Annotated in this window: 9 protein-coding genes; 5 read left to right on the top strand and 4 right to left on the bottom strand. The window is 56.6% G+C overall.

Annotated features, from left to right (window positions below):
- Positions 1 to 4 precede the first annotated feature (4 nt).
- The 3 genes from DAAHT2_RS10690 to DAAHT2_RS10680 all read left to right on the top strand — a co-directional run bounded on the left by DAAHT2_RS10690 (position 5) and on the right by DAAHT2_RS10680 (position 4,155).
- Complete coding sequence (locus DAAHT2_RS10690) at positions 5 to 1,090, top strand: NAD(P)H-dependent glycerol-3-phosphate dehydrogenase (RefSeq protein ID WP_013164293.1); 1,086 nt, start codon at positions 5 to 7, stop codon at positions 1,088 to 1,090.
- A 128-nt stretch (positions 1,091 to 1,218) separates the two neighbouring features.
- Entirely contained in the window at positions 1,219 to 2,265 is a 1,047-nt protein-coding gene (gene selD / locus DAAHT2_RS10685; protein WP_083774421.1) for a selenide, water dikinase SelD, read from the top strand.
- A 393-nt stretch (positions 2,266 to 2,658) separates the two neighbouring features.
- Positions 2,659 to 4,155, top strand: a complete 1,497-nt coding sequence (locus tag DAAHT2_RS10680) for a DUF3373 domain-containing protein (RefSeq protein WP_013164291.1) — start codon at positions 2,659 to 2,661, stop codon at positions 4,153 to 4,155.
- Positions 4,156 to 4,212: 57 nt separating this feature from the next.
- Here DAAHT2_RS10680 and DAAHT2_RS10675 read toward each other — a convergent pair whose 3' ends face one another.
- The gene (locus DAAHT2_RS10675) at positions 4,213 to 5,070 is read right to left on the bottom strand and encodes a GGDEF domain-containing protein (RefSeq protein ID WP_013164290.1); all 858 of its coding nucleotides are present in this window, start codon (positions 5,068 to 5,070) and stop codon (positions 4,213 to 4,215) included.
- 242 nt (positions 5,071 to 5,312) lie between these two features.
- On the bottom strand, positions 5,313 to 5,657 hold the full coding sequence (locus tag DAAHT2_RS10670) for an ArsR/SmtB family transcription factor (protein ID WP_041718965.1): 345 nt from the start codon (positions 5,655 to 5,657) through the stop codon (positions 5,313 to 5,315).
- 223 nt (positions 5,658 to 5,880) lie between these two features.
- Here DAAHT2_RS10670 and DAAHT2_RS10665 point away from each other — a divergent pair, with 223 nt between their 5' ends.
- Positions 5,881 to 6,678, top strand: coding sequence for an undecaprenyl-diphosphate phosphatase (locus DAAHT2_RS10665; protein ID WP_013164288.1), 798 nt, complete (start codon positions 5,881 to 5,883; stop codon positions 6,676 to 6,678).
- Positions 6,679 to 6,685: 7 nt separating this feature from the next.
- Here the strand turns inward: DAAHT2_RS10665 and DAAHT2_RS10660 are convergent, their stop codons facing one another.
- Both DAAHT2_RS10660 and DAAHT2_RS10655 read right to left on the bottom strand, forming a co-directional pair.
- Entirely contained in the window at positions 6,686 to 7,336 is a 651-nt protein-coding gene (locus DAAHT2_RS10660; RefSeq protein ID WP_013164287.1) for a response regulator, read from the bottom strand.
- Positions 7,302 to 8,777, bottom strand: a complete 1,476-nt coding sequence (locus DAAHT2_RS10655) for a sensor histidine kinase (RefSeq protein WP_013164286.1) — start codon at positions 8,775 to 8,777, stop codon at positions 7,302 to 7,304. The genes DAAHT2_RS10660 and DAAHT2_RS10655 overlap by 35 nt, the downstream gene beginning before the upstream one ends.
- A 487-nt stretch (positions 8,778 to 9,264) precedes the next feature.
- Here DAAHT2_RS10655 and DAAHT2_RS10650 point away from each other — a divergent pair, with 487 nt between their 5' ends.
- Positions 9,265 to 11,109 carry a multiheme c-type cytochrome gene (locus tag DAAHT2_RS10650; protein WP_162014304.1) on the top strand — a complete coding sequence of 615 codons (1,845 nt, stop codon included), beginning with the start codon at positions 9,265 to 9,267 and terminating at the stop codon, positions 11,107 to 11,109.
- Positions 11,110 to 11,197 lie beyond the last annotated feature (88 nt).

Genomic DNA, 11,197 nt, shown 5'->3' with positions numbered 1-11,197 from the left:
CGTTATGGTACTGCCGGCGGCGGAACGAATAGCGGTGGTGGGAGCCGGCAGCTGGGGAACCGCTCTGGCCTTGGTGCTGGCCAGAAAGGGTTATCCGGTCGAGCTGGTGGGCCACACCCCGGAGCGGGTGGCCGAGATGCGCCAAAGCCGTCGCAACAGCCGCTACCTGCCCGACTTTTCCCTGCCCGAAAATATTTTTCCCGGTGCCGATCCGGCCGTGGTGGCCGGCTGTCAGGCGGTGGTGATGGTCGTTCCCTCCCATGGCTTCCGAGCCGTTTTCCGGCAACTTATTCCCCACCTTAGCCCGGCAACGGCCATTATTTCCGCCGCCAAAGGGATCGAAAACGACACCCTGTTGACCATGACCCAAGTCATGGCCCAGGAATTAAGCCAAGACCCGGCCGGATCTTTGCTGCCCGGTCCCGAGGCCTGCCCCGGCAACACCGGGTCTACGGCGGCACCGGCGGTCAATCATCCACTGGGGGTGCTGGCCGGTCCCAGTTTTGCCCGCGAAGTAGCCGAAGGTCTGCCCACCGCCGTCACCGTGGCGGCCGCCCTGGCCGAGGAGTCCCGTTTTTTTCAGGAACTGTTTTTTACCGAGCGTTTTCGGGTCTATGCCGGTACCGATCTGATCGGCCAGGAACTGGGCGGGGCGTTGAAGAACATCATCGCCATTGCCGCCGGAATCAGCGACGGCCTGGGCTACGGCACCAACTCCAGGGCGGCCCTGATCACCCGAGGGCTGGCGGAGATTACCCGGTTGGGCGTGAAAATGGGGGCCAAGCCCCTAACCTTTTCCGGGCTGGCCGGGTTGGGTGATCTGGTGCTGACCTGCACCGGTGAACTGAGCCGCAACCGGGGAGTCGGCCTGAAACTGGGCCAGGGAATGACCCTGGCGGAAATCCTGGATGAGATGCAGATGGTGGCTGAAGGGATCAAAACCACGGCCTCAGCCTGGGACCTGGCGCAGAAAATGAAGGTGGAGATGCCTATTTTGGAGCAGGTTTACCAGGTGATTTATCAGGATAAACCCTGTCGGGAAGCGGTGCGCGATCTGCTGGCCCGGGAAGGCCGCGATGAACTCGAGTAGTAATCGTTCAGCAGCACCGCATCTTCGGGCGATCAGCCAAGCTTACGTACAGGGGTACGCTGCGCTTGGCTGCTTGCCCGAACCTGCGGCACTGCTGAACGATTACTGGAACAATTATTAGGTTATTTATGGCACACAAACTTACCAGCACCGTAAAAGCCGCCGGTTGAGCCGCCAAGCTGGGTCCGGGGGACCTGGACCGGGTATTGGCGGAGTTGGGCGTGCCGGGCGCCGATGATCCGCGCCTGCTGGCTGGTATCGGCGGCGGTGAGGATGCCGGGGTATATCGCCTTAATGACGAGACCGCCCTGATCCAGACGGTGGATTTTTTTACCCCCATCGTGGACGATCCTTACCTGTTCGGCCAAATTGCCGCGGCCAACGCCTTAAGCGACGTTTATGCCATGGGCGGCACCCCTTTGCTGGCCATGAATCTGGTGGCCTTTCCGGTAAAAAAGCTGGATTGCAGCATCCTGCGGGATATTCTGAAGGGCGGGCTGGATATGGTAACCGAAGCCGGGGCCCTGCTGGTGGGCGGCCACTCCATTGAGGATGAAGAAATTAAATATGGCCTCTCGGTTACCGGTACCGTTCACCCCAGCCGTTTGCTGCTTAACTCCGGGGCCAGGCCCGGCGATCAGTTGCTGTTAACCAAACCCATCGGCACCGGGGTGTTGGCCACCGCCATCAAAGGCGGGCTGACCGGGGCCGGCACGGAGAAATTGATCGGTCGGGTGATGGCGCTGCTTAACCGAGAGGCGGCCCAGGTGATGACCAGTTCCGGCGCCCATGCCTGTACCGATATCACTGGTTTCGGCCTGCTTGGCCATCTGTCTGAAATGGCTGCCGCTTCCGGCGTGGGGGTGGAAATAGAGGCGGCGGCGGTACCGCTGCTGCCGGAAACCCTCCACTTTGCCGGGATGGGGATCATTCCCGCCGGCGCCCACCACAACCGCCAGCACTTTCAACAGTTTGTCGATTGCCGGCTGCCCGACACCGACCCCCGGGAGATGGTTCTTTACGACCCGCAAACCTCCGGCGGCCTGCTGATTGCCGCCCCGCCCAAGAGTATCGCGGCCATGGCCGAACGCTTGCACAAACGCCGCTACCCCCTGGATTTTGGCATTATCGGCAGGGTTACCGACGCTTCTCCGGGCCGGCTTAACGTGATCTGATTTTTCCCACTTACCAAGCCTGGTGAAAACACCAGGCCCCAGCTTTTTTTTACCCCTCCACCAACCCTCACCACCCTGCTCTCTGTTCAGTGACCAGTGCCTGCTGGTTACCCCTTCTGTTTTGTTTTAATATCGTATTTTAAGTTGCATATATTGATTTGATGGCCGCTGTTTGTCTGTGACTCTGTGGTAAGTTTTTCGCCATTTTTGCTTTTTTGTGTTGACATATCGGAACATTTAGACAATATGACACGTAACGGTTTTTTACCGATGGACTTTTGTTCCCACCAGCCTGTTTTTCTTTTGCCGGTTTTTACCGCTCGTTACCAGGGGTGGTACACAACCGTCGGCAGTTATGCCGGCAAAGATGATCAATATATCAGGAGAAGAGTGATGAGGAAAAAGATCAGTATGTTGGCTTTGGCCGGGGCGCTGGTGATCCCCGGCGCGGCGCTGGCGCAGGAATTAAGCCTGGAGGAGAGAGTCGAGGCCCTGACCCGTGAGGTGGAGGAGTTAAAAGCGCACACCGCCGAGCTGGATGATACCCTCTGGCACGACATGAGCACCCGTTTTCACCTGTCCGGCGACTTTCGTAGCCGCTACGATTACTACAGCCGTGATCGTTATGTGGGCACCAATTACGTTGTTCCTCCCGGCTTTACGGACCCGGTGCCCACTGACACCAAAAAAATTACCGAAAAGAACAAAAACCTGATGACCAACCGCCTGCGGCTGAACATGTACGCCAAGGCCCAGGATAACGTCGAATTCGTCGGCCGCCTGGCCATGTTCAAGGCCTGGGGGATGCAGAATGCGCCCAATGACGATGGCGGTTTCTTTGGTGGTTATCCTGGAATTGACGGCAATTCCGGTCGTCGGGTGGATGACAACAAGCTGCTGGTGGACCGGGCCATTGTTAACTGGAACAACATCGCCGACACCAACTTCTGGTTTTCCATCGGCCGCCGCCCCACCACCGACGGCCCGCCCAGCCAGTTAAGGATGAACAGCGAAACCAGGATGGCCACCCCGCTCTCCTACATGGACTGGCCCTTTGACGGTTTAACCATCGGTTATGCCTACGACAAATTATTCAACCTTATCGATCTGCCCGGTCGGGTACGTTTCTGTTACGGCCGCGGGTTCGAGGCCGGCCTGGGCGAAAACACCCTCAAAGATACCGATTTCATGGGGATCAGCTGGGATATCTACAACCAGGGCAGTCGTTTTGTCTACTTCCAGTCCTATGTGGCCAAGGAGGTCTTCAACTATCCCGATATCTCCGACGCCATGGTGGCGGCCGAAGTTGCAAATATGATGGGACCCCGGGACAACATTGGCGACATCTATCACACTTCGGCCATGTATATGGACCAATGGCAGAATCTCAACTACTTCATCGGTGGCGGCTGGAGCCGCACCGATCCCAACCGCAACGGGATGTTTAACGATTATATGGCCATGATGATGGGAACCGATGGCCCCAATACGGATTCGGAAAACGGTTACTCCATTTATCTTGGTGTTCGCTATGATCTGCCCCAGACCGCCTTCAAGTTTGGCGCCGAGTACAACTACGGCAGTGAGTACTGGATCGGGATGAGCCCGGGCCATGACGACATTTACGCCTCCAAGCTGGCCACCCGAGGTCAGGTTTTTGAAATCTACGGGATTTATGACATCCCCGGCCGGCCGGTTTCGCGCTTTGGCAACGCCTTTATTCGGGTTGGTTACCAGCACTACGATTATGACTATACCGGTTCGCTGGACTGGAACATGCGCCCCTACGACCTGGGCAAATCTTCAGACAGGACGGAAGCGGCAGCCATGGGTGTAGCCGCCGTTGACAAAGCCGATCAGGTTTACGTGACCTTCGAGGCTCGTTTCTAAAGCTCCTTCTCCTGCACCCGCCCGGTGGCGGCAGTTGCCGCCCCGGCGGGTGTTTTTTTATTTCTTTTTTTGCTCCAGCTCGGACGCCGCCACACAGCGATTGCGGCCCGTTTTCTTGGCCCGGTAAAGGGCCTGGTCGGCCTTGGCAAACAGCTCTTTTCCCGAGCTGAACTCATCTCTTAATCCCGCCACCCCGATACTGACTGTAATGGAGATATCCGGCCACCCTTCGTCTTCCCGTTCGCCGGCTGCCACCATGATCCCACCGGCTATGCCCCGGCGGATTTTCTCCGCTACCAACTTTGCCCCGTCCTCTGGGGTATGGGGCAGCATGATCAATATTTCCTCTCCCCCGTAGCGGGCCAGCTGGTCGGTTTCCCGGAGGTTGCCCTTGATTTCTTGAACCAGGTTAAGCAGGGTGCGATCGCCGGCCAAATGCCCGTGCTTATCGTTTACTTCCTTAAAATGGTCGATATCCAGCAGCAGTATGGACAATGGCAATCCGTCACGACGGGAAAGACGAAACTCCAGTTCCAGCATCTCCTCGAGGTAGCGGCGGTTGTAGATGCCCAGCAGAGGGTCGGTAATATTTTCCTGCTCAAGGGTGCAGATCCGCTTGAGCTCCAGGGTGGTCTTGAGGGAAAGCAGGTTGACCAAGAGCACAAAAATCGCCCCGAAAAAAAGGATAAACGGTGCGATCAGGTCGACGCCACTGAGCTCCCCGGTTCTGCTCTGTTGCAGAAACACATAAACCAGATAGCTGACAAAAAAGAAAAAGATGAAAATTCCCAAAATTTTCCAGCCCTGGCGCAGGTTGTCCTGGGGCAGCTCACGAACAAGCTTGGAGACCAGGTAGATTGAAGCCAGGTGCATGGCGGCGCCAATCAGTACCAGAATATTCAGGGCGGTCATCATGCCAGGGGAACCTCTTGCGGGAAAAGTGTTTTGGGCTGACACCGACACAAGTTCTCTAATTTAGATATATCGGAACCAGAGAATATGTCAATAAATATTGCTATTTGCTGATGGTTCCTTCTACTGTTTGTCGGTGTGGTTTATTTTGCTTGATGGCGGAATTAACCGGCAGCGAGCGCAACCGACGAAACAGCTACAATGTAGCACATGGCGGGAGGGTAAAGCAAAAAAGGAGGTGTGGCTTATTGGTGCGGGGTGGGTGATTGCTGGGAACTTCCGAAACGCTCCTCGATACAGTGCATGATGCTGGCCAGGGCCGGTTCGGCGATACTGTAGAACACCTTGCGGCCATCCCGGCGACTTTCCAGAAAGCCACGATCCTTCAGCAGACGAAGGTGTTCGGAAACCATGTGGCTGGGCAACTCGCAGGCCCGGGCCAATTCTCCCACCGACTCTTCATGATCCAGCAGAATCTGGACGATCCGCAGCCGATGGGGGTGGGCCAGGGTACGCAAGCATTCGGCGGCTTGCTCCAGGATCTCCATGGAAAGAAGCTGAGCCGAAGCGCTTACCTTTTTTTCTTCCATTAGATCCCCAGGGCTCTCAGCCGGGTTGGTACGGTTATGTTCGGTGGCCTGTTTCATGTTCAACATTAACAAAAAAGGAAAGCTAAATTAGATGATAAAAAGAAAAGCTCTGAGCCAAATTAATCATTTATAACAATCTTTACTACCACATGGCACAGTGCAAAGCAAATAGAATTGTTTTTTTATTGACCACCGGCTTGCCGGCCGGTTATAGGTGCCCCCCATGGATTTACTGCAGATTATCATCCTGGCCGTGGTGCAGGGCCTCACCGAATTTCTGCCCATCTCCTCCTCGGCTCACCTGATCCTGGTGCCGGTCTTCACCGATTGGCCGGATCAGGGCCTGAGCTTTGATATCGCCGTGCACTTGGGTAGCCTGGGGGCGGTGCTATACTATTTCCGCCGGGAACTGGCGGAAATGAGCCGCGACTGGTGCCGTTCGCTGCAGCGTCGCCAACTGGTGGGGGAGAGCCGGCTGGCCTGGGCGGTGCTGCTGGGCACCATTCCCGTGGGGCTGGCCGGTCTGGCCCTCAAGGGGCTGGTGGAAAATGAGTGGCGTTCGCCGGTGGTGATCGGGCTTAGTTTGATCGGGTTTGGCCTGCTGCTGGCCTGGTCCGACTGGAAGCATAAAAACGGCCGGGATGAGCACAGCCTAAGCTGGAAGGATGTGGCCATCATCGGCTGTGCCCAGGCCCTGGCCCTGATCCCCGGTACCTCGCGCTCCGGTATCACCATGACCGCCGCGCTTTTTCTGGGCTTGAGCCGAGAGGCGGCCAGCCGTTTTTCCTTTCTCCTTTCCATCCCGGTGATTATTCTGGCCATCGGCCTGGAAGTTCTTACCCTGCTGGGTTCCGATGAAGTGGTGGAGTGGGGAAGTCTGCTGCTCGGCACCATCCTGGCCGGCCTGGCCGCCTACCTTTGCATCCACTACTTTCTGGCCTTCATCCGCCGGATCGGCATGCAGCCTTTTGTGGTTTACCGCCTGCTGCTTGGGATGGTCCTCCTTTACCTGTTCTGGTGAAACAGTCTTAAACCCCTTTATTGATCATGTTCAGGCAGTTGGCCGCCCGCAGTCCAGCCGGGGTCAGGTAATAGCTTTTGTTTTGTCGCTGGCTGACAAAGCCGGCTTCCCGCAGGGTTTTGAGGTGAAAGTTGACCTTGGTATGATCCTCTACGGCCAGGGCTCGTACCAGTTCCATGAAGCGGCAGTCCCCTCGCTGCTGCAAGGTGGTGATTATTTGTCGCCGCAGCATGTTGGCCAGCCCTTGGAAAACGGCATCTATATCGGCGCACTGGTGGTTGTCCAGTTCTGCTTCCGCCAGGTTGCGGCGAACGGTGGTCAAAAGGGTCTCGATACTGAACGGTTTGACGAGATAGTCGTTGGCGCCTCTGCGCATGGCTTCAACGGCATTGGGAATCGAGGCATAGGCGGTAATGACCACGATCCGCACCCGGGGAGACACCTTGCGGATCAGGTTGATGGCGGTCATCCCATCGGTGCCGGGCATGATCATGTCCAGCAGAATAAGGGCGAACGGGGTGTCCTGGATTAGCGCCAGGGCGCTGTCGGCGCTGCCGCAGCAAACCACGTTGAAACCTTCCGGAGAGAGAATTTCCTCGATGGTTTCACGCAAATCCCGGTCGTCATCGACTACCAGAATGGGGCCTTGCTCGTTCATGGGCACTGTTTCCAATTGAAGAAGTTACCGGCTTGATGGCGGTGGGGGAAAAAAACAGTGTAACCACTGTTCCCTGGCGGTCACGGCGGGATTCGATTTCCAGCGTGCCGTTGTGCTGGGCCATGATGCCATGGCAGATCGCCAGCCCCAGGCCGGTGCCCTTGCCCACCTCTTTGGTGGTGAAGAAAGGTTCCTTAGCCAGAAGTTGGTGGTTTTCCTCAATGCCCCCCCCCTCATCCTGCAACTCGACGATAACCTGGTCGCCCTCCTGCCTGCCTGCGATGGAGATCACCCCGCCGCCGGGCATGGCGTCCAGGGCGTTTGCCAGCAGGTTGCGGAAGAGTTGTTCCAGTTTCAGCGGCAGGCCGTAGATCGTTAGAGAAGCGGGAAGGAGGTTGTCCAGGCCATGTTTTTCTGAAATACCGTTCAACTCCCGCCAGACGGTTTCGACCAAGGGGCGGATGGTGACGGGCTCATAAGTGGTGATTTCCTGGCGTTGATCAACCAGGTGCAGCAGTTCGCTGGCAATTTTTGCGCTTTTGTCCACACTGGAGGTAATATTTTTTACCCGCTGACAGCTTTTTTCCGGCAGAAAGGCGACGGTGGGATCCTGCTTGAGCAGTTCCAGTTGCAAAGAGGCGTTGGCCAACGGGTTGTTGATCTCATGGGCAATTCCCGCCGCCAGTCGGCCGATGGCTTCCAGTTTGTCGGCCTGGGCTGCTCGCTGCAACTGGCTGTTGATCAGGCTGTCTCGTTCCTGGGAAAAAAGGTCCAGGGCGTACATGATGAAGTGGAGGATGATAAAGGCGGTCAGCCCCCGCCAGAACTGGATCGGCATTGCTCCCAACTGGTTGTCGGAAGGTATCAGGCCGGCCAGTATCCCGTAAGCTATAAAGGCCAGCCCCGCCCCGGCGAGATTACCGGCGCCCTTGCGACTTAAGGAGCGCTGGCGGTTGGCGTAGAGCAGAAAGGCGCTGCCGGAGAGCAGCGAGGCGGGCAAGGCGTAACATTTACGGGAGCTGTAATCGACCACATTGAGGAAGGCCTCCACCGGCAGCGCCGCGTGGTTGCTCAGCAGCAGAAAAAAGATGGCCGTTGATACAACCGGCAGCCCCCAGAGCCAGGGCATGAGGCGCTGGTTGAGCAAGCTGTGGAAGTTGATGCCGAAGAAGAGGAGAAAGATAAAGGAGCCCGCCAGCAGCAACAGGCTCAGGCGGCGGATCGGCAGGGCCAGGTAGTGGTCCGGCTCCAGGTAGAGGAACATCTCCAGCCATTCGTGCATGGCGTGGCTGAAGGCAAAAAGGGCCAGCAACCAGAAAATACCGGCGATGCGCAAAAAGGCGAAGGTGCTCAGCCGTGAAATGATGGCTACCCCGATGGCGAAAAAGGCCGCCCCATAAAAAAGGTAGATCAGAAACATCTGGAGAAAGGAGTCGTTCATCTTTTGCCGGCCTTGCGGGGTCAGTTTTTTTTTGGGTTACTTGTAACTTTTTTTGCTGGCGATCTCCACCAAAATCCCCAGCTCCCCCTTGACTCCATAATGGATGTTGGGTAATAAACCGGCAAGATAAGTTTGATCCCCAAAAAAAAGTTGTTTGTGAAGTTTGTTCAACAGACTCTGTCAGCCGGCGCTGTTTTGGGGAAGTCTCGGTAGTAAAAGCATAACCCTGCCTGTGAAGAAAAATTCACAGGCAGGGTTTTTTTGTGCGTTTTTCTTCTCTTGAATGCTGCCGCTATTGCCAGCAAACTGTCGCTCAGTACTGGACCCAGTTTCGGCACGGCGCCCGGGGAGGAAGCGGCGCCGGTAGGAGGAACCGTTCTTCCGTGCCGGACGGGGAAAATAAGGTAAAACCCAAAATAAGGATTTGGGAGGAGAGCTGATGAAGAAGGAGAGGAGTTGGTTGACAACCCTGGCTTTGCCGCTGGCCTTGGCCCTGTTGTTGGGCCTTGGCGCCTGTAGCGGCGATGACGGCAAGGATGGCAAAGATGTTGATCCGGCGGTAGCCGAAGGCCTGCAGCAGCAGATCGCGGACCTGGAAGCGGCCCTGGAAAATGCGTTTGACCCGGAGGTTATTGCGGAACTTGAACAGAAGATTGAGGAGTTGGAGGCTAAGCTTGATGGTGATGTACCGGTCACCGTAAAAAGCGACTACGTCGGTGCCCAGACCTGTGGCTTGTGCCATAAGGATGAGCACGCCGAATGGAAAGGCAGTTGGCACACCCGCAAGTCCACCTGGGGCCCGGCTGTAACCCAGGAAGCCTTTGAATCGGTTAACAACTCCAATAAAACATACGAGCAGCACCAGCAAGCCGCCCTGGATAAGTTCCTGCCCGGGGTGAGGGAAAACTGGGATATGCTCAGCTCCTACATGGTTCTGGCCGGGGCCAGCCTGGCTGACGTGCCCTCGGAGATCAAAGATAAAGCTGAATGGGCAGGTGTTAACAGAGTAATTTATGTCACCGATAAGCAGTATGATTGGGATGAAATCGAAGTTATCATCGGTGAAACCCGCAAACAGCGCTATGCCGTTTACTATGACGGTGGCCCGGTGGAAGCGGCCCGGTACGCTTACAGCAAAGACAATGGCATCAGCTGGACCGTTGATGAGGACATGGATACGGTGTCTTTTGCGGGCGACTTGAGGCGAGCCGGCTACAAGTTTCTTACCATCGAGCTGGATGCGCTGAAGGCCTCAAAGGCATTGTACGATGCGGCCGTGGCAGGCGAGACGGTAGCTGCCTACATGGCCAATATCGAAAAGAGCAGCATGTACGGCACCACTAACTCCTGGCAGGAACAGTGTATCGCCTGCCACACCACCGGTTTCGATGCCGACGCCTGGGTTGCCGCCAAAGCCGCCTACGTGGAAGGAGAAACTCCGGGCGACGAGTTGCGCCAGGTCTTTATCTCTGAAATCGAGATCTCCTGCGAGACGTGCCACGGCCCTGGTCGGGCGCACGCCGAATCCTTCGGCGACCCCGCCATGATCGTCAACCCGGCCGCCCTGGCCATGACCGATCCGACCAGGAAAATGGCCTGTGAACAGTGTCATACCCGGGCCCAGAAAAACCTAATCTACGAACCTGGAAGTGCTGCCGCTCCCTACGATGCCGGTACCAACGACAACCGGGGTTTTGTGTTGGGTGAGCACGACTTCATGGATGTAATGCAATACACCCGTCCGGCCTGGGGTACCGGCAACCGTCAGGTCTCCATCGACGGCAAGGGACGGCGCGATCACCAGCAGGATATGGATATCCGGTTGAGCTATTACGCCAAAGGCGGTGAAGCTTTCTATCATTACCGTCAGGCCTGTTTCGATTGTCATAGTGCCCACGGTGTGGGTAAAGCAGTATCTGATGGCGCAGGGGGGGTGATCGAATACACTACCGACGCTGATAAAACCCTGTTCACTACAACAGGTGCCAACCCCGATCCAGACGGCAGAGTTCGTTTGAATAAAACCCGCGTGAACAGTTGCGGAATGTGTCACGGGGACTGGGAAGATAAGCTGGACGTTTTCAATGGCCGGACCGGCTGGGAGGATGAGCCCAATTATCCCTATGGTTTCGGCGCGTGGGGTAACCGGGTAGGCCGGGCTGATCGCAAGCAGCATATCTTCAATACCGATAGTGAAGGCCGCAGCTTCGGCTTGCGTCCTGACCGGTACACCTGGGGCCAACAGGTCGATGGCTCGTGGGTAGCTATCTGGCCGTGGGAAAAAGTGCTGCCCGACTACGTGAACTACGTCCAACAAGAAGACAAACCCTAATAAGTATTTCAAACAAGGCTGTCCGCTTCAATCCTCCCTATGGGGCGGGCAGCCCTGTGCACCACCTTCCCCTGGTCCACCCGGATCA

It is taken from the genome of Desulfurivibrio alkaliphilus AHT 2, from assembly GCF_000092205.1.
GTDB lineage: Bacteria > Desulfobacterota > Desulfobulbia > Desulfobulbales > Desulfurivibrionaceae > Desulfurivibrio > Desulfurivibrio alkaliphilus.
Note: the sequence above shows the minus strand (reverse complement) of the source record. Positions and strands in the feature narration are given on the sequence as shown.

Coding starts and splice junctions, on each gene's coding strand:
- DAAHT2_RS10690 (WP_013164293.1), top strand. CDS start 5: ATGGTACTGCCGGCGGCGGAACGAATAGCGGTGGTGGGAGCCGGCAGC.
- DAAHT2_RS10680 (WP_013164291.1), top strand. CDS start 2,659: ATGAGGAAAAAGATCAGTATGTTGGCTTTGGCCGGGGCGCTGGTGATC.
- DAAHT2_RS10675 (WP_013164290.1), bottom strand. CDS start 5,070: ATGATGACCGCCCTGAATATTCTGGTACTGATTGGCGCCGCCATGCAC.
- DAAHT2_RS10670 (WP_041718965.1), bottom strand. CDS start 5,657: ATGGAAGAAAAAAAGGTAAGCGCTTCGGCTCAGCTTCTTTCCATGGAG.
- DAAHT2_RS10665 (WP_013164288.1), top strand. CDS start 5,881: ATGGATTTACTGCAGATTATCATCCTGGCCGTGGTGCAGGGCCTCACC.
- DAAHT2_RS10660 (WP_013164287.1), bottom strand. CDS start 7,336: ATGAACGAGCAAGGCCCCATTCTGGTAGTCGATGACGACCGGGATTTG.
- DAAHT2_RS10655 (WP_013164286.1), bottom strand. CDS start 8,777: ATGAACGACTCCTTTCTCCAGATGTTTCTGATCTACCTTTTTTATGGG.